This window comes from Aquibacillus saliphilus (assembly GCF_020404745.1).
In the GTDB taxonomy this organism is placed as follows: domain Bacteria; phylum Bacillota; class Bacilli; order Bacillales; family Amphibacillaceae; genus Aquibacillus; species Aquibacillus saliphilus.
Genome location: NZ_JAIZAP010000014.1, coordinates 39,768 through 58,317, shown reverse-complemented (window position 1 = coordinate 58,317; position 18,550 = coordinate 39,768). Strand labels below are relative to the sequence as shown.

Sequence of the window (18,550 nt, the reverse complement as noted above, 5' to 3'; positions counted from 1 at the left end):
TCAAACATTTATATTATTCTTGTTTTCGATTTTCTTCGTCTGCAACTCCAAATTGTACTTCTGGGTGTTTAGCCATTTCCATATCGACACCGACTGCACCTTTTGCATAATCAGGTGTTTGTTGCAGTTTGGTTTTATTCTTACCTTTAGGATGTCTGTGTTCATCTCTACCCAATTTATTTCACCTCTTTTCATAATCTCTATTTAGTATGACGGAAAAAACAATAAATCATTTATTACTGATTTTTCCAGATGCTTCTGTCTTGCGCATGACAACATTTCGTTATAAACTAGTAGACGTCTTAAACATATGAGCAATTATCTTAAAGTATTTAATGGGATTGGATGGGTGACTGGTGTCCCCCTGGGTCTTCAAAACCCTGAGGAACCTGCGTGCCAGGTTCGGTGGGTTCGATTCCCACACAGTCCCGCCAATATTAAACTAAACTATTACTAACTCATACATAGATCCCGCAACTTCTTAAATGAAAATGCGGGATCTTTTTCATTTATAGTTAGAACGCATCAAATCCCTCCATTTAGCGTTTGGTGGGGATATGATAGAGGTAGGATTAGGAGAGTTAGTCTGTTCTATCTTCTTCGTATGATTTTTAAATTCTTAAATTAGAATAACCCCACCCCTCCAATCTAAAAATCAACACTTAAAAGAAGAATCTTGCTCAAAAAGTATCGGATTCAGTTATGGGAGAGAAAATGCTAATATTATATTAAATAACACACTATCTGCATGCGTTTTAAACAGGAAATTATAATACAAATAGCAAAAAAAACGCTCAGAATGTAATTCTTGAGCGTTTTAACATAAAAGTTAATGCTAATTTAAGTGAATTGCTTCATATATTAATGAAGAAAATGATTTACAGTGTAAATCGTACATATTAAGAACTTTTGAGCTAACTAATTTTGTATGAGTTTCTTTTGTTTATTTCTTTTTCCAATTATCCAAATGTAACTCCAATGCCTTATTAAAACTATCAAACAATTGCTCGTCTGATAAAGAATACATTGTTAACCTAAATTGGAGCGCGCCAAGATTAAAATTATATCCTTTTAAGTGTTGATATGAAAATAATAAATGTAGGCTTAGGGTTGTTTCAACCAAATTTATCTTTTATAATTCACTATAAATTCACTAATGATGAAACTAATCCTTCTGCCACTACAGATAATGTTGCCATCACTACCGCTACTGCACTAGCTCCTAGATTTGTCCAAATAAACACTTGACTTCTTGAGGCCCCAAGAGTTGTTATTGCACCAGCACCTATTTGGCTACTAAACAAAATAGATGATAAAAAACAGACTCCAATTGCTCCAAAACGGTCGAAGGTCCTTTTTATTCGAGGATTAATTTTCTTGGGCGTATTGTCCCTCTTTCGAAATTTATTATATATTGTATTAAAGAGTTTGTTAATTTCAGCTCCAAAAAACATAAATAAAAAAACACTAACTGCATTCCCGAGAATAGCTAAGCTTAATGCCACAAGAGGCGGAAAGTTAAAGGCGATGATTGCCGTTGGAACAGTTAAAAACACTTCAAGGAAAGGAACCATACTTACAAAAAATACAAATAGACACTGAAGAAAAAGATTTTCCATATAAATACCTCCTCCCTTTTATTAAGTCAATCGACTTAATTACATTGTAATACAACTGACTTAAAAAATCAAAGGAGTTATCCTATGCCTAAAAAAATAAATCATGATGAAAGAAAAAATCAAATTGTAGAAGCGATGTTTCGCATTATTCACCATTCGGGTTTTGAAAAAGCGACTTCACGCGAAATTGCCAAAGAAGCAGGCTTATCTTTAGGTTCTGTTCAATACTTTTTCCCAAAACAAAAAGACGTATATATGGTCGCCATGGATGTTATCTATCAAAGATTTGAGGAGAGAATGCAAAAGGTCGTACAGGAGACTCAGGGTGAATTTGAAAACGCAATTCGTATGATAAAACAAATTGTTCAAGCTAATACAGAAGAAGAAAGAATGGAAAATGATATTTGGATGAAATTTTCAATAATGGCAACGATGAACCCGGAATACCACGAGACGAAGGATAAATCTCGAGAAGTAAACCTTAATTTTGCAAAGGATGTATTAAGGATGCTTCATACAAAAGGGTATATTAAAAATTCCATAAATATTGAAGACAGCGCAAATTCGCTAACTATATTCATCCACGGCTTAGTATTTGAATCTGTCATTTACCCCGGTTTATACAACGATGTCGTTATTGAAAAAGAAATCAGAGAATATTTACGAAGGATCTGTAACTACAATTAATTAAGTAAGTACATTGGTCACCTTTCAAATTAAAGAATTGCCCCTAAAAGGGCGTAAACCTTTTGATTCAAGGTTGCGCCCTTTTATAATTCACAATTTATATGCAGTTATACTAGATAAATCTAATCCAAACAACAATGGTTTAGCGCTCCATTTAGCAATGGCACATAAATTTGTCCACTCATGTTAAATGAGTGAGAATTGGTGTTAAATCTGCAACTAATTCTTAACTAACCTATTTATACCTTCTGCAGCAGTAATTAAGTGAATTTTATAAGCAAAATAAGTGACAAAGTCCCCTTACATTATTAATAATGAATGAAGAAACTCACAGTACCATTTCCATTGTAAGTATCCATATGATTGATTAGGATGAACCTAATATGGAAACCTATCTTACGCCCTTATTTTAAATTTATATAATAGTTCAATAGCTAAAGGATGAAAACATAATGAAAGTTGTCTTAGCAACACCGAATTTCCACCAGCCAAGAGGAAACACAATCACCGTCCAACGAATTTCAGACGGTCTTAAATGTTTAGGTCATACTACAGAAATCATTTCAATAACAGACACTTCAATTTCTAAGTTACCCGAAGCAGATATCATACACGGTTTTCATGCCTATCATTTTTATAGCTTTATCCAGACCTTAAAGGAAAAACCGAAATCCTTTATGATTACATTAACTGGCACAGACTTAAACCACTATTTAGTTGACAAAGATACTCGTTCAGATGTGATCACTTGTATTAAAGACGCAAGGACCATTCACGTATTTAACGACGAAGCGAAGGAAATATTAATGAAAGAAGTGCCTGAAGTAAAACACAAAACAGTTATGATACCTCAAGGGGCTAGTAATTTTAAAGATTCAAGCAGCAGTTATAAAAAAGAAGAAAATACTTTCTTGTTTGTACTTCCAGCAGGGATAAGAAAAGTGAAAAATGTCCCCTTCGCATTAGAAACAGTAAAAAAACTTCATGACCAGTACCCGAATATTAGGCTTTGGATTGTAGGTCCTATTCTTGAAGAAGAAGAAGGTCAACTAGTTAAAGAACTGGTAAATGCCAATAAAAAATGGGTTAGCTATTTGGGTCAGTTAGCTCATGAAGAAATGAGTGGAATCTATTATCAAGCTGATTGTATTTTGAACACTTCACACTCTGAAGGCCAATCTTCAGCAATTTTAGAAGCCATGGGCTATGGTATACCTGTTTTAGTTGCAGGAAATGAAGGGAATAAGAGTATCGTGTCCGACCAAGAGACAGGTTTCATTTATCACAATCAAAACCAATTTCTTGATTATGCGAAGAAAATCATGAATAATATCAATTTAAGGCAGTCTATCAGTATAAGCGCAAAACAGTATATTGCAGAACACCATTCGAGTGCACATGAGGTAGAATATTTGTTGAAGTTATACCAAGAAATACTAAAAAACAGATAGATTAATTTACACCTTATTCTCTATCACTTAACTACATGATTTATAAAAGGAGTGAACTTTATGTCAAAAAAAGAAATGATTAAATTAACCTCTCTATCGACTAAAGGTGGCTGAGGATGCAAAATTGGTCCCGATGACCTGACGCAGGTTCTGCGTCACTTACCTAAATCAGTATCAGATCCAAATTTACTTGTTGGATTAGATACCTCAGATGATGCTGGGGTTTATAAAATTAACAATGAAACAGCACTTGTTCAAACATTGGATTTCTTCACACCAATTGTCGATGACCCATACATGTTCGGTCAAATCGGTGCTGCAAATGCATTAAGTGATGTGTATGCAATGGGCGGGAAACCAATTACAGTAATGAACATCGTTGCCTTCCCGATAAATACACTAGATAAAAGTATCCTAGCCGATATCTTGGCTGGAGCATCAGATAAAGTGAAAGAATCTGGAGCCGCATTAGTTGGCGGGCACTCGATAGATGACCAAGAACCTAAATTTGGTTTGTCAGTAACTGGAACCATTCACCCAGACCGAATTAGAGCTAATGCTGGTGCAAAACCTGGAGACCGCATAATTCTAACGAAGCCAATTGGTGTTGGAATTTTAACGACAGCAATTAAAAACGGTTTGCTGGAACAAAAAGATATTGACGAGGTTTCAAATGTAATGGCTACACTTAACAAGGTCGCTGCGGAAACTATGGAAGAATACACTGTTAACGCTTGTACTGATGTAACTGGTTTTGGATTATTAGGTCATACAAGAGAAATTGCTGAAGGTAGTTCTGTTGGTATTACCATTTATAACAATAAGGTACCAGTATTGTCCAAGGCAAAAGAACTTGCTGAACAAGATGTGATACCTGGTGGATCGAAGAAAAACCACAAATGGCTAGCTGATTGTATTGACTATAGCGAAAATATTAGTGAAGTTGATCAAATGATTCTTTGCGATGCTGTTACTTCTGGAGGACTTCTTATTTCTGTACCAGAATCTGAGGTACAATCATTGCAACAGGAACTTCAGAATAAACACGTACCATCTGCCATTATTGGTGAGGTTACTAGTGAAAAACCCGGATGTATTAAGGTCATTTAGCTATGATAAAAGGACTCTTCTTCTCTCCTGAGTCCTTTTTAAAGTAGCAGCGGGACATTTAATTGAGCTAGCATAGAAAGGATACATTAGGATGAAAGTTCTTGTAACTGGCGGCATAGGTTTTATCGGTACGCATGTTGTAACTGAACTTATTAAGAATAACTATGATGTTGCAATTATCGACAACCGTTGTAACGACGAACACTACAACCATTATGTTAATGTTGCTTGTTACTCTGTCGACATTAATGATTATGTAGACAGAATTTTCGAGATAGAACGACCAGATTATGTCATTCACCTTGCCGCCCAAGTTGATGTCAATCAATCGATTGCAGATCCAGGACAGGATGCTAGATCAAATATCTTAGGAACGATAAACATACTAGAAAGCTGCAAAAAGTATGACGTGAAAAAACTGATATTTTCATCCTCAGCTGCCATTTATGGAGAACCAGTTTATTTACCTATAGATGAAAATCACCCACAGGATCCACTTTCCTTTTATGGAATTTCCAAACGTACAGCTGAAAACTATATAGCAACTTATTGTGGGATTAATAAAATTAACTATACAATATTAAGATATTCAAATGTCTACGGTCCAGCACCAATCGAAAATAATGGCGAAGGAAATGTCATATCAATTTTCCTACAACAAATGTTAGATGGTGAATCCCCAACTATTTTCGGTAATGGGGATCAAACCAGAGACTTTATTTATGTTAAGGATATTGCAGCTGCTAATCTTGCCGCAATTGAACATGGAAATAATCAAATCTTTAATATTAGTACGAACACCCAAACAAGCCTAAATGAGCTTGTCACATTGCTAAACAAATTGTTAGCTAAAGTAATCAAACCAGTCTATTTAGAAAATAGAAATGCCGATGTTAAACACAGCTATTTGATGAACGAAAAAGCTACTGAGCAATTAAAATTCAAACCAATTTACTCGTTAGAACAAGGCTTGACTTACATAGTGCAAAACAAGAATCTAAACTAACAATAAGTAATAGTACGGGTGAAGATTAAAATTTATAATGAGGTGAAAATAATGAAAAAATGGTTAATTATGATAATTTCGTTGGGCTTTATCGTTCTACTTACAGCATGTGGTGAAGAAAGTGAAGAAAGCGAAGAAAGCAAAGAAGGAGAAGAAAGTGGACCCTTCACAATTGGTGTTATACCAGCTCAAAGTGAAGGAGAAATGGAAAGCGCAATGGATAACTTGCAGTCGATTCTATCAGAGGAACTAGACAAGGAAGTAACCATTGAAGTTTACCCAGATTACAACGGTGTCGTTGAAGCAATGAACTATGACAAAATTGATATGGCTTATTTTGGGCCATTAACTTACGTAGTTGCTCATGAAAAAAGTGGAGCAAAAGCAATTATAACTCAACTAATCGATGGTGAACCGTTCTATCACTCCTATATCATCACACATACTGATAATCCTTGGACTTCAATTGAAGAACTATTAGCTAATCCTGCAGAAATTGATTTTGCTTTTGGAGATCAAAACTCAACTTCTGGATCACTTATACCTAGTATCGAACTACAGGATCTTGGTGTGTATCAGGATGAAGATGATCACCAATTTAATTCAGTTCGTTTCACTGGATCGCACGACGCTACTGCTTTAGCCGTTCAAAACCAACAAGTGGATGCTGGTGCAATAGACAGTGCCATTTATAACCAACTAGTTGAAGCAGGAAAAATTGATGATGAACAGCTAAAAACGATTTGGCAGTCCGATGAGTTGTTTCAATATCCTTGGGCTGTTCACCAGGATACAGATGAAGAAACAATTGAACAGTTACAACAAGCATTCGCTGCAATCGAAGATGAAAAAATCCTTAACGCTTTTGGAGCAAGTGCATTTACAACTGCGACCAATGAAGACTACGAGAGTATAAGGCAAGCAGCACTGAAACAAGGAATTATTGAAGAATAGAGCTGATACTATGTGGTTCAAACGACGTAACATCATAACAGTAATCGTATTATTATTATTTATTGGCATTAGTATGAGACTAACTGAATTCGATTTAACGAAGTTTAAGGATTTCCGTAACATGATTGATTTCTTATCTCAATGGTTTCCAATGGATTTCTCTAAATTCCCAAATATGGTTTATGATAGTTTAGAAACACTATCAATGGCTTTTTTAGGAAGTTTTTTTGGTTTACTTATAGCACTTCCAATCAGTTTTATTGCAGCTTGGAATACATCTCCTTCTAAATATTTGTTTCATTTTTCAAGATTTGCTTTGAGTTTTGTTCGTTCCATTCCAGAAATTGTTTTTGGATTGATTTTATTAACTGCCCTTGGACTTGGTCCCTTCCCTGCTGTGTTAGCAATTATGTTTCACAACATTGGAGTATTAGGCAAGTTAATATCAGAGTTGATAGAATCTGCAGACCCTGGGCCACAAGAAGCAATGAAAGCTGTCGGTGCAAAAAACTGGTTTGCTTATCTATTTAGCATTATTCCGCAAATTTGGCCAAACGTATTATCGCATTACTTTTACCGTTTTGAAGTTGCAATAAGAACTTCTTTAATCTTAGGTTTTATTGGTGGTGGCGGAATTGGCCAACGTCTATTTAATGATTTTAAGACTTTTCAGTATTCATCCGTGTCACTAGACGTATTAATTATTATGGTAATTGTTATTGCTGTTGACTTGTACGGTAGCCACGTACGTAATAAGATCATCTAAGGGGGGCTAAGGTACTTATGCTTGAAGTAAAAAACGTTTCTGTACGATATCCTGGCAGCACAGAAGATGCGTTGTCAGAAATAAATCTTACGTTTAAGAAAGGCGAATTTGTTTGTATATTAGGAAAAAGCGGAGCTGGAAAATCCACTTTCATTCGTTGTTTCAACGGCCTGCAAAAGCCCTCTCAAGGTGAAGTATTTTGGAACGGTGAGTCTGTTACCAAAATGAAAGAAAAACAATTGCGTAAAATCCGCCGGGAAATGGGAATGATTTTTCAACATTTTAATCTAATTCCACGCCTCAATGTTTTACAAAACGTCTCAACTGGAATGTTTGGTTACAGAAGCACATACAAGAATTTAGTAGGCTGGTTTAGTTCTGAGGAAATGGATCGCTCTAAACAAGTTATTGCCGATGTTGGACTAACAGAACAAATAAACCGACGAATTGAGCATTTAAGTGGTGGACAAAAACAACGCGTAGGTATCGCTCGAGCATTGCTACAACAGCCTCAAGTGTTACTAGGCGATGAACCAGTATCAAGCTTAGACCCTGGCACGTCTAATCACATCTTTACACTTTTACAACAAATGCATGAACGTCTTGAACTATTAACAGTCATTAATGTCCACGATGTGGACTTAGCAAGACGCTACGCTACTCGTATTATTGCATTAGAAGAAGGAAAAATTATTTTTGATGGTAAGCCTGAAGCATTTAAACAAAATGAATTTAATATGACCTATCATTCAATAAAAAAGAAAGAACATAGTTATACCTAAAATAATACCCTGCACTCCTTCGTGCAGGGTGATGAAAGGGGTTGTCTGCTGTGATAAAAACTCCATGAGTAGTCGATCAAACAAGGGTCGTGTACGACTCTACAGATCAACATGTACTTACTACTGTAAACACAACAGATCAAAAATCGGTAGTGTTAACTTTCGATGATGGACCGAGTAAAGTATTATCAGAAATCCTAGATGTGTTACAGGATGAAAATGTCCCTGCTGTATTCTTTTGGCAATCACGTCTCCTTTATCCGAAACGACCATGGAAACGTGTTTTAAATGAAGGTCACTTGATTGGAACCCATACCATTAATCATCCCGATATGGAACAACTAACGTTCGATCAGCAATATCGTCAATTACAAAATAGTGTTCGGCATATAGAGTCCGTTACTAAAGAGAAAGTAACCTACTTCAGACCTCCGTTCGGCCGTTATAATTCTAATACTATTAAAGCTGCAAAAGAGCTAGACTTATCTATAGTAATGTGGAAAATAGCCGGGATTGATTGGGAACTTGAAAAAAATCCAGAACAAATCATCGAAAATGTTGTCAACAATTTAGAGGATGGTTCGATTATTCTACTACATGAATTAAGACAAACATTGACTATACTGCCTGAGTTAATAAATGCTATTAAGGAAAAAGGATATACATTTCGTCTATTATAGGGAGGGATTAAGAAATGACTCCTATTACCACCATTGTTTTTGATTCCTATGGGACTCTTTTTAATGTTCATTCTTTAAGTCACCGACTAGAAGAATTTTTTCCTGGTAAAGGGCAAGAAATCAGTCAAACATGGCGGGAAAAGCAAATCGAGTATGCCCTCTTACGTCAAATAATGGGGAACTATACTACCTTCTATGAGATTACTAAAGACGCCTTAATATATGCAATTAAGAAACATGGCGGGCCAGTAACTACAGAACAAACAAAGCAACTTGTAGAGGCTTATTTACAACTAGACGTTTTTCCTGAAGTCAAAGCTGTATTAAGCCAACTGAAGGATAAACAGTTAGTTATATTTTCAAACGGCTCTTTAGACATGCTTAACCCTGTAGTTAAAAATGCAGGTCTTTCTGGCATATTTAACCACATTATTAGTGTAGATGACATCGAACAATTCAAGCCTGCTCCTGCAAGTTATAACTATGCAACTAAAGTACTCAACACCAAGGCAAAAAATGTATTGTTCGTTTCCGCAAATGGTTGGGATATTTCCGGTGCAGAGAATTATGGGTTTCATACAGCTTGGATTAATCGAAAAGGACTTCCAACCGAAGAACTAGAGCTTGTTCCTGACACAACCTACCCTGATCTGAGAGGAATACTAGAATGGATTTAAACCAAAAACAAAGTCACATGTACACGATACATGTGACTTTGTTTTTACATTTATTTCTATAATCAAGCTTCTGCGAATGCCTTTACCTGTTCTTCTGGAATAAAGCCAACGTGACGATCGACCTCTTCCTTATTTTTAATCAAAATTAAGGTTGGAATACTCTGTACGCCAAATTTCCCTGCCAAATCCGAGGATTGGTCTACATCAACTTTAAAGAAATCTACATCCTCTACTTGTTCCGATACTTCTGAGACCACCGGCCCCAACATTTTACATCCTGGTCACCAATCTGCTCCAAATTCTAGGACCATTGGTTTACTCATGTTTTGAGAGAACTGATGGAATTCTTCTTTCGTAATTGCCTTAACCACAATTAGCCTCCTTGTTCATTGAACCATTAGGTTCCTTACTATATTATTTTCCACGAAAAATAGTTTTTTAAACAGAAATCCTGATCCTTACAGTTGATTCTAGGGTGATAAGTTCTAAAACTCTAGCTAATCTAATAGACTAAGTTACCAGTATCCAATAGAATTAATAGGAGTGGAAAAATGATTGAGCCAGAATATTTATTAACCTTTAACGTCAACCAGTTTGAATGGTTCTATTCAATTGACGAAATGGTAGAATTTATTGAAGAATTTGGCCTGCACGATTTCGAGGCTCTTCACATCCCAGAAGCATTTGAAGTAGAATTGGATTAGATTAACAGAGATATAAAACTATTTAGAGCAAACTCTGTTGCCCCCTTTTTTGAAATAAAATGTAACCTATGCTAGCGAACAAACGACAACTATATAAATGAGAGAAAATAGTAAGTAAGAAGGCGGAGGATAAATAATGAGAAATTTAATTTGGCTATTTCTATTAGGTGTTCTATTGGTAGGTTGTGGTACAGGTAATCAAGAGCCAGACCAAAAAAATGAAGACGAAAATAATTCGAACAAAAATGACATCGTAGCAGGCGAAATGGAACCTAGCCTTACCGAGCAACAAGCCTTTAGTTACCAATATCAAGTAACAAATCAAACAGAGGATAAAATAACCCTTGAATTCACTAGTTCACAACGCTTTGATTACTCTGTAGAAACGAAAGATGGGGAGCAACTTTTCCTATTTTCAAGCGTAGCCTCTTTTATGCAAGTTTTAGGAGAAGAAAAAATTAAACCAGGAGAATCATTGGAATACTCGATTGATTTAACTGAACTTGACCTTTCACAAGGGGAATATGTCCTTAATGTATGGATGACACCTACTGAAGGGAAAAAATATCAAGTATCTCAAGAATTTTCGGTCAATGAATAACACTACTATCATGTTTATGGTTGGTCGTAATTTAACCAATAATCAGCTAAATATGAATAAACTCCAAAACCAAGTGAAAATTAGACTTGGTTTTGGAGTCTTTTAAACCTTAGGTAAAACTCGATCAGATTCATCTCTTAATAGGAACATCCTTATTCTTCCGTCCCTTCACTTCATCCATTTTTCGGTAAAAACCATCTTCCAAATCGATGTCAAAGTAATTCGCGAATTTGGTAATATAGGCTAAACAATCAGCAAACTCTTTACCTATATCCTCTTTTATACTTTCCTTAGCTAACAGAAATGCTTCTTCCTCGTCCATTCCCTCATTTATTTTCGTATTTGCTATGTTGAAAGATCGTCGTAGTTCTTCCGCAATTTCAGCCACTTCTGTCGTTAATAACATGTAATTATTCATTAATGATGATTTAATCTGTTCGTAATTGTCTGCTTTAATTTGCCATCCCATTTGTTCTTGAAAATTACTTGAATATTTCTGCAGTTCTTTCATAAAAATCCCAGCCTTTTTATATTATTGCATTTAATAATACGGGAAAATCATCAATCTTTCCACTGACAAGTTAGGGAGTTGTCTTAATAGATAACATATCTATATCACTAATAGATGAATCATTCTCAAAAAGGCATTTGTTTAATCTCGTTTTGAGATGTATAATAAAATTAGATTTAGAAAGCGATTACAAAAAAGAAATAGACACTTCTTTACAGAAGGTTTATGAGGAGGATTTACTATGAGCCAAACAGAGCGAAGTTTTAAGATGGAACATTTGTGGGAAAAGACGAAATACAACAAAGCTGAAGTTATTCATATGTCTGATGAACAAATCGAATATTTCCATTGGCTCTATTTTGAAGAATCAGTTTATGATTTAATGTAGTGAGTTAAAATTTAACCATACAGAAATTCTTGTGCTTTGACATAAGGGCTTTTTTTATTATAGTTTTCCAAGAACAAAAGGGAAGACGCCGGAGACGGGCGCTGCCTAACCATGTCAAAAAATCACCACACGAACCAATTTTATACTTTCCTAAGCAAAAACAGCTAGTAACCCTCGAGGATTACTAGCTGTTTTGTTTCATTCTATTTTAATGGAAATCTCTTGTGTTCTCCATGTTACGAGAAAATACTACATATGCGACTGTTGATGCCAACGTAATTAATGTAAAAAGAAGTGTATTTTTCATTAACTTTTACCCTCCTATAACGGAATTCTAAATTCACATTTTATATAATCTACGCTTAAAATGGGCGAAACTTTCCTTTTTTAAGTACTAATAGGGGTCCACCGAGCAAGAATAAATAGCGATCATCAATAACGTTCTTCATCGCTTTGGCTGTTACACCAAAAAGCTTTTTACCCTCAAATACGGTTCCCATTGCATGTTTTCCACCTAGGGAAGCAACTGTGCCTTTATTATCGAATACAAAGCTTTCAAGTGACTCTCCATGGATTAGTGCACGGAGATTATTTGCGCATATATCAGCCTCTTGCATAGCTAACTGTGCAGTTGGAGGATACGGGCGACCACTTTCTTTATCCATTACCCAAGAACAGTCTCCAAGAACAAAAATATCATCATAGCCAGGTGCGCGTAAATCTTCGTTTACATTCACTTTACCTTTTGTTAATTCAAAACCGGATTTTCCAATTATTGCATTTGCTTGAACTCCACCAGTCCATACAATGGTTCCAGCTTTAATTTCTTCTTCATCTTCACCTACAACGACACTATCTTCCTTACATTCTTTTATCATCATGCCAGTTTTAAACTCAATCCCACGTGATTCAAGAGAGTTACGTGCATAATCGATTAACTCTTGGTCAAATCCAGGTAAGATAGTTGGGGCCGCTTCAATGTTAACCACTCTAACCTTTTGTCTTGGTATATCGTATTTGCTACAAAGCTCAGGTACTTTTTCAGCAAGTTCACCAACAAATTCTATGCCTGTGAATCCGCCTCCACCAACAATAATTGTTAGTAACTCGTCTTTGTCACCGTCTTCATTTTTATATCGTGCAAATTGATATTCGATGTGCTCACGTATCATCCGGCTCTTGTCAACACTTTGGATAGTAAATGCATTTTCTTCCATTCCAGGAATTCCGAAAGTTGCTTTTTCAAAACCTAGCCCTATAACTAGATAGTCATAATCCACTTCTCCGTTTTCTAGCATCACTCGTTTTTCATCACGGTTGATTTCTACAACAGTATCTTGCAGTAATTGGACACGATTCGTGTTAATGACATCACTAATCATAATCCTAGAACGATTATCGTCAATAGTTCCTGCTGCGACTTCATGAAGCCACGTTGTTTGGTAATGGTAATTATGCTTATTTATCAAAACGATGTCTGCTTCTTCTGGTCTAAGTTTCTGCGTAAGCCTTTTGGTCGTCATCATCCCAGCATATCCTGCACCGAGGACGACAATTTTTGGTTTATTATCGTTCAATTTACTTCCACCTTTCAAAATTTAAGTATATAAAAGTACACAAACTAAGCAGTTTGGTTCTTAAACAATAAACGGTAATCAATTCCATATGTATAACTTTTCACAAGAAAAGCCATATATTAAGTTGAATTGACATATTTTCACTCATTTCTTTTATATTAACAAATAGAGGTATTTCCGTCTAACAATTAGTGTTTTGACTGACCATCCTAATTTTAAAAAACTGATGGAGCTTGATCAAGATTATAATGAGGGTATGTTTTTCTTGTTTCGTAATTAAGATATCTTTGTGTTTGGACTTGAAGATCGTCTTGTGAAATCCTCTCATCCTCACAATGTATGAACACATATCCTCCCTTAAACACGCCTCGCTCTTATTCTTTCTTTAAAAAAAATAAATAACCGAGGAAAACCTCAGTTATTTATACGTTAGTTCTACTAGTGACGTTTCTTCTGTTTGCTCGTTTTGCTTTTGGAGTTATGTATCCTTTTTCAAAGATTTTACCACAAGAAATCTGAAATGAATCAACGAGATCTTTTAAATTGTCTACTTGTTTCTCCCGAATGGCTTGAAGTAATAAATGAATCACAACTCTCGAGTCATCCAGAGCGTGGTGATGAGAAAAATTACTTCCTATCATATCAGCTAGTGTATTCAACTTGTAGTTGGGCATACCTGGCCAAACCTTTTTAGAAATCATCACCGAACACAGGTATTCAAACTCTGGATACTGTAAGTCGTACCTGTCAAGTACCGCTCGAAGTACACTCATGTCAAAACTTGCATTATGGGCTACTACTATCTCATCTGATAGATACTCGTTAATCACGGGCCATATTTCAGCAAAAGTAGGCGCATCCGCGACATCATTTTCTGTAATTCCATGAACATATATATTCTGTGATTCGAATTCCATAAGTGGATTAATCAAGCTATAATATTCGTCGATAATACCATCTTGATTCGCGACGACTATACCAATCGCACAAGCACTAGTTCGATATCGATTAGCTGTTTCAAAGTCAATAGATACTAAATTCATTTTGTACCCTCCAAATTTTGCTACTCCTGCTCCTGATGTAGCTATACCAAATCAATTTCTATTAACTTATTCTAACACGAACTCTATTAATCTTTCATTAGGATTAAAATAAGTAATTAATTTTTCCACCTTGGTCTAGTTATGTCTGAAATATGGAATTTGAACTAAAATATTTTTGCCCCTTTTTTCAACTATCAAAAAGGGGCAAAAATATTGTCTTTCCCTTTTAACCTTTCACTCATCTGGTTTAAGCAACAAAATTTTTCCATCCTCTTGTAGTTCAATTTGCACTTTGTTACTATCCGGTTTAAAACCAGCTGCATCCAAGTAATCCCTTGGAATTTGCAGTCTTCCTGCCCGGTCGAGGACGGCTAGTTCGACATGGGAATCTTCCTCTTCCTTTTCTTCATCATCTGACACAAAATCATCAGCAGTTAATCTACGTCTTAAGATTTCACTTGATGTTTTACCATCACGAATCGCCACAACCCGGTCCATTTTTTTTGTCAATTTCGTATCATGAGTAACAATGACTATAGTAACTCCGAGTTCTCTATTCAAGCTTCGGAACAAATCAAGAATGATATCTGCTGTTTTTGTATCGACATTTCCTGTCGGTTCGTCAGCAAGTAGTAATTTTGGATTATTTGCAAGTGAAATCGCAATAGCAACCCGCTGTTGCTCTCCTCCGGACAGCTCACTAAGTCGATTATTTAACCGTTGCCCTAACCCAACAAGCTCCAATAATTCAGTTGCTCGCTCCCTTTTGCGTTTTCCCTTTAGAAGCATTGGTAATTCTACGTTCTGTCTTGCTGTTAAATATGGAATTAAGTTCCTGGCATTATTTTGCCAGACAAACCCAACTGTATCACGTTTATACTTTACTAGTTCTTTATCAGATAAATGCAATAAATTTTGCCCGTTCACTACCAGCTTTCCAGCAGAAGGCCGATCTAGTCCACCAAGCATATTAAGTAGGGTCGATTTACCACTACCACTACTTCCGATAATACCCATCAATTCGCCCTGTTCAACTGTTAAATCAAGACCCTGTAAAGCCATTACTTCAAGCTCATCATCCACTTTATATATCTTTACTAAGTTATTGCATTCAATCACAACTAATCATCTCCTAACTTAATAGCCTGATGAACACGAATTCGTTTAAGCAGATACATGAGGACTCCTAATCCTATCGTTAGCATAAATAAAATAAATAGATAGATTTTCATTTCGTCACCTGCGTCAAAAATAACATGAAACGGTGGAACTTGTTCTTTTGGATCAAACGATAATTGAAACAAAGGAACGAATAGTTGACTAGTTAGACCACCAATTGCAACACCCATTAGACAAGCTAGCCCAGACGTAAGTAACTGCTCCCAAGTTAGGATACCGATTAACTCACTTAATTTAATACCTATGGCACGATAAATACCATATTGTAATATCCTAGATTTTAATGTAAGTATCCAGTATAACAAGAATCCGATAAACGTTATTACAATTGAAATAAGAAAACCTAGTGTTAACGTACCATTTAGCCCAAGTAAAAAAGCACTATTTTTTAGTTCAGCTAACTTTGGTCTAATGTCATTCATCTCGGTGACAGCGATATTCCTGTCTCTTATGTCTTGATACAACACTTCCCTTGATACATTCGGTTCCATTTTCAACCAGACGTCATAAGGCTCAAGTCCCATCATATTTTGAACGTACGGTAAATTAGCAACAATAAGAGTTGGTTCCTCTTCATCATCATCCTGTTTATTAGGATTAAACGCTGGCCAATAGTCAACAACACCATAAACAACAAACTCTGCTTGCTCTGATTGATCCCAGTTCAATGTTAAATAATCGCCTTCACTTACTCCTAATCTCGCTGCAATCGATTCAGATACTAATACAGAACTAGGTTCGCTTGCTAACAAATTTAAATATTCATACCAGTGATGGGGCAATAGTTGTGGTTTAAACCAAGCCGTCTCTCCAAATTCTTTTGGTTCTATGCCCATCAAATTTGCAGAATAAACACTTTGTCCCTTCGCTTCAGCTGTAACATTATCTTTTCGGAACACTCTCGTCGCTCGCTCCACTCCTGATAGGTTTGTGATAGGTTCGAACGGTGGTTCTGAATAAGAAATTGCCGTCTCGGTTTCACTACTTATGGCATCCGTTTCTTCTTGTCCTTCTTGTTCCTCTTGGTTAGGCGCTACTGATGCATAGCTTGATTCTTGACTCTCCCATTTCATTTTTAATGCAACATCTGATCCATTTTCATAGAATAATTGTTCCTCCAAATTATTGTTAATTGTTCGTGCTGCACTGGCACTAAATACGCCAACAGCAATTGTCATTACTAAAAACAACATTAAAAATTGATATTGTCTAAACGAACGGCTTACTTGCAACAACGTACTATACAAGGACAAAGACCAATAGTTTTTCCCCAGCAAGTAAATTATCTTTATTAGCCATGGATATATGCGCAAACAGAACAAGCCTAATCCAATAATAAATAACGCTGGTACAAAGAATAAAAATGGATCAACTGACAGCATTCCCCCAGAAACAGTAAGAAGTTCTTCTTGTCTCGTTTGATATTGCCACCAACCATACCAAGAAATTCCTAACAACAATATATCGAGGAAAAATTTGTGCCACACTGCTTGCCCTTGAACGCGCGCAGACTGCTGTTTTCGGTTGACGATACTTTGACTTGTAGCCTGAATAACTGGAATCATAACCATCACAATACAAGCTAAAACTGCCCATAATGCATACAAATAGGAATCACTTAAAATAGTCACTTTCAAAGAAGAGCGCTGAACAAAGTCTAAAAAGCCATTAGCAGCACCTAAGAATTTGACTAGTAAAAGTCCTAGGTAAGGACCAATTAGTAGCGCTATTCCCCCTAGCAGAACTGTTTCTACTAAATAAATAACTAAAATTTGGCCTCGCTTTGCTCCCCGACTTCTTAGTACAGCAATTTCATTCAGTTGACGATCGACAATTAAACGTGAAACCATAAACAAGTAGATTGCTAGCATAATGATAATTGGCACATTGAGCGACCAAAGCATTGTTGTCAGTTGCGTGCTTTTACTAGCATAACTTGATAGGATTTTTTCAATCGGAAAATTAATGAAAAGAACAGCGTCACCAGTAAATTCGTTGGTAAATGCCCGTACCTTATCTTCAAGCCCCATAATACTCCGACTATTTGCAACTGTGATTTGATGGTAGTCATATGCGGTATAAAATCTAGCATTTGCCAGCCAACGGTCTTCACCATAGAGAAAGTCTTTTTTAAATAAAGATTCTGGAATGATAAAATCATCATTATATCTTCCGAGTGATCCCATCCAATAAGGGTCACGTACATTTTTCGCATCAAATGTACCAACAGGTTTGATTAAAAATTGTTTATCATCTCGACTTGCATTAAGAACAGAACCAAGCACCATCTCACGGTCAACAAGAGCTGCCTGTGTGACGAGTACTTCATACACGCCGTCTGTTGGTTCATTACTTGGGAATTTACCATCTAGAATAGTTATATGTTCTTCTAAATTTGTTAACGAAGTGATTCGTCCGTAGTCATCCGAAGACGGTAAATCATACATTTCTTCATCTTCATAAGCAATTCTGACTGGATCTGTTCTTAAAATAGTCACATCTTCCAAGATAGGGATCCCAGTATCATGAGTCAATGTTTGATCATATGCTTCTATTTTATCAAAGGCATCGATGATTAAATCTTGACTCTCCGTATTTGAAAATGATAAAGAATGAGAAAATTCACCAGGATATTGTTTATTATCAATCTGGTGTTGCTCCAGTTCTTTTACTAACAACTTTTGCAGAATGCTAGACGTATAGGTTGGGATACTAGAAACAAGGGAGACTGTTATAATCAGGCCTAGGAACAAGCTACCTACTAGCCAACGATTATTAAGCATCTTTCTTAGGATCAGTAACAACATCGCCATAG

At 36.0% G+C, this 18,550-nt stretch carries 21 protein-coding genes and 1 tRNA gene; 13 read left to right on the top strand and 9 right to left on the bottom strand.

All coding sequences use genetic code 11. The features are described from left to right. Positions 1-13: 13 nt before the first annotated feature. Complete coding sequence (locus tag LD272_RS14470; protein ID WP_226037327.1) at positions 14-175, bottom strand: YfhD family protein; 162 nt, start codon at positions 173-175, stop codon at positions 14-16. Between the two features lie 162 nt (positions 176-337). Here LD272_RS14470 and LD272_RS14465 point away from each other — a divergent pair. After that, positions 338-434 (top strand) — tRNA-Sec (locus tag LD272_RS14465). A gap of 509 nt (positions 435-943) precedes the next feature. Here the strand turns inward: LD272_RS14465 and sda are convergent. After that, the gene (gene sda, locus LD272_RS21650) at positions 944-1,027 is read right to left on the bottom strand and encodes a sporulation histidine kinase inhibitor Sda (RefSeq protein ID WP_226037391.1); all 84 of its coding nucleotides are present in this window, start codon (positions 1,025-1,027) and stop codon (positions 944-946) included. 115 nt (positions 1,028-1,142) lie between these two features. After that, positions 1,143-1,619, bottom strand: a complete 477-nt coding sequence (locus LD272_RS14455) for a small multi-drug export protein (RefSeq protein WP_226037326.1) — start codon at positions 1,617-1,619, stop codon at positions 1,143-1,145. Positions 1,620-1,703: 84 nt separating this feature from the next. Between LD272_RS14455 and LD272_RS14450 the strand changes: the two genes are divergently transcribed. The 9 genes from LD272_RS14450 (at position 1,704) to LD272_RS14410 (ending at position 9,732) form a co-directional block, all read left to right on the top strand. Then, positions 1,704-2,306, top strand: a complete 603-nt coding sequence (locus LD272_RS14450) for a TetR/AcrR family transcriptional regulator (protein ID WP_226037325.1) — start codon at positions 1,704-1,706, stop codon at positions 2,304-2,306. A 452-nt stretch (positions 2,307-2,758) separates the two neighbouring features. Next, positions 2,759-3,757, top strand: coding sequence for a glycosyltransferase family 4 protein (locus tag LD272_RS14445; protein ID WP_226037324.1), 999 nt, complete (start codon positions 2,759-2,761; stop codon positions 3,755-3,757). 60 nt (positions 3,758-3,817) lie between these two features. After that, complete coding sequence (selD, locus tag LD272_RS14440) at positions 3,818-4,867, top strand: selenide, water dikinase SelD (RefSeq protein ID WP_226037323.1); 1,050 nt, start codon at positions 3,818-3,820, stop codon at positions 4,865-4,867. Positions 4,868-4,958: 91 nt separating this feature from the next. Then, positions 4,959-5,873: an NAD-dependent epimerase/dehydratase family protein gene (locus tag LD272_RS14435; RefSeq protein WP_226037322.1), complete on the top strand. Its 915-nt coding sequence runs from the start codon at positions 4,959-4,961 to the stop codon at positions 5,871-5,873. 51 nt (positions 5,874-5,924) lie between these two features. Next, positions 5,925-6,827 (top strand): phosphate/phosphite/phosphonate ABC transporter substrate-binding protein, encoded by a 903-nt coding sequence (phnD, locus tag LD272_RS14430; protein ID WP_226037321.1) that lies wholly within the window; start codon positions 5,925-5,927, stop codon positions 6,825-6,827. Between the two features lie 10 nt (positions 6,828-6,837). Continuing rightward, complete coding sequence (gene phnE / locus LD272_RS14425) at positions 6,838-7,593, top strand: phosphonate ABC transporter, permease protein PhnE (protein ID WP_226037320.1); 756 nt, start codon at positions 6,838-6,840, stop codon at positions 7,591-7,593. Positions 7,594-7,610: 17 nt separating this feature from the next. Next, complete coding sequence (phnC, locus tag LD272_RS14420; protein ID WP_226037319.1) at positions 7,611-8,375, top strand: phosphonate ABC transporter ATP-binding protein; 765 nt, start codon at positions 7,611-7,613, stop codon at positions 8,373-8,375. Positions 8,376-8,464: 89 nt separating this feature from the next. Beyond that, positions 8,465-9,055, top strand: a complete 591-nt coding sequence (locus tag LD272_RS14415; RefSeq protein WP_226037318.1) for a polysaccharide deacetylase family protein — start codon at positions 8,465-8,467, stop codon at positions 9,053-9,055. A 14-nt stretch (positions 9,056-9,069) separates the two neighbouring features. Continuing rightward, on the top strand, positions 9,070-9,732 hold the full coding sequence (locus LD272_RS14410; protein ID WP_226037317.1) for a haloacid dehalogenase type II: 663 nt from the start codon (positions 9,070-9,072) through the stop codon (positions 9,730-9,732). 62 nt (positions 9,733-9,794) lie between these two features. Here LD272_RS14410 and LD272_RS14405 read toward each other — a convergent pair whose 3' ends face one another. Then, positions 9,795-9,998: a thioredoxin family protein gene (locus LD272_RS14405; RefSeq protein WP_255639765.1), complete on the bottom strand. Its 204-nt coding sequence runs from the start codon at positions 9,996-9,998 to the stop codon at positions 9,795-9,797. A 285-nt stretch (positions 9,999-10,283) separates the two neighbouring features. Between LD272_RS14405 and LD272_RS14395 the strand changes: the two genes are divergently transcribed. After that, positions 10,284-10,436 (top strand): hypothetical protein, encoded by a 153-nt coding sequence (locus LD272_RS14395; RefSeq protein WP_226037314.1) that lies wholly within the window; start codon positions 10,284-10,286, stop codon positions 10,434-10,436. 136 nt (positions 10,437-10,572) lie between these two features. Continuing rightward, on the top strand, positions 10,573-11,037 hold the full coding sequence (locus LD272_RS14390) for a BsuPI-related putative proteinase inhibitor (RefSeq protein WP_226037313.1): 465 nt from the start codon (positions 10,573-10,575) through the stop codon (positions 11,035-11,037). 130 nt (positions 11,038-11,167) lie between these two features. Here the strand turns inward: LD272_RS14390 and LD272_RS14385 are convergent, their stop codons facing one another. Then, positions 11,168-11,548, bottom strand: a complete 381-nt coding sequence (locus LD272_RS14385) for a MazG nucleotide pyrophosphohydrolase domain-containing protein (protein WP_226037312.1) — start codon at positions 11,546-11,548, stop codon at positions 11,168-11,170. 241 nt (positions 11,549-11,789) lie between these two features. On the opposite strand from LD272_RS14385, the gene LD272_RS14380 reads away from it, so the two are divergent. Beyond that, entirely contained in the window at positions 11,790-11,936 is a 147-nt protein-coding gene (locus LD272_RS14380; RefSeq protein WP_226037311.1) for a BH0509 family protein, read from the top strand. 362 nt (positions 11,937-12,298) lie between these two features. On the opposite strand, the gene LD272_RS14375 is transcribed toward LD272_RS14380, so the two are convergent. From LD272_RS14375 to LD272_RS14360, 4 genes are all read right to left on the bottom strand, one after another. Next, positions 12,299-13,513, bottom strand: a complete 1,215-nt coding sequence (locus tag LD272_RS14375) for an NAD(P)/FAD-dependent oxidoreductase (protein WP_226037310.1) — start codon at positions 13,511-13,513, stop codon at positions 12,299-12,301. Between the two features lie 422 nt (positions 13,514-13,935). Continuing rightward, positions 13,936-14,556: a 3'-5' exonuclease gene (locus LD272_RS14370; protein ID WP_226037309.1), complete on the bottom strand. Its 621-nt coding sequence runs from the start codon at positions 14,554-14,556 to the stop codon at positions 13,936-13,938. Positions 14,557-14,790: 234 nt separating this feature from the next. Beyond that, positions 14,791-15,675: an ABC transporter ATP-binding protein gene (locus tag LD272_RS14365; RefSeq protein WP_226037308.1), complete on the bottom strand. Its 885-nt coding sequence runs from the start codon at positions 15,673-15,675 to the stop codon at positions 14,791-14,793. A 2-nt stretch (positions 15,676-15,677) separates the two neighbouring features. Next, positions 15,678-18,548, bottom strand: a complete 2,871-nt coding sequence (locus tag LD272_RS14360; protein WP_226037307.1) for an ABC transporter permease — start codon at positions 18,546-18,548, stop codon at positions 15,678-15,680. Positions 18,549-18,550: the final 2 nt, after the last annotated feature.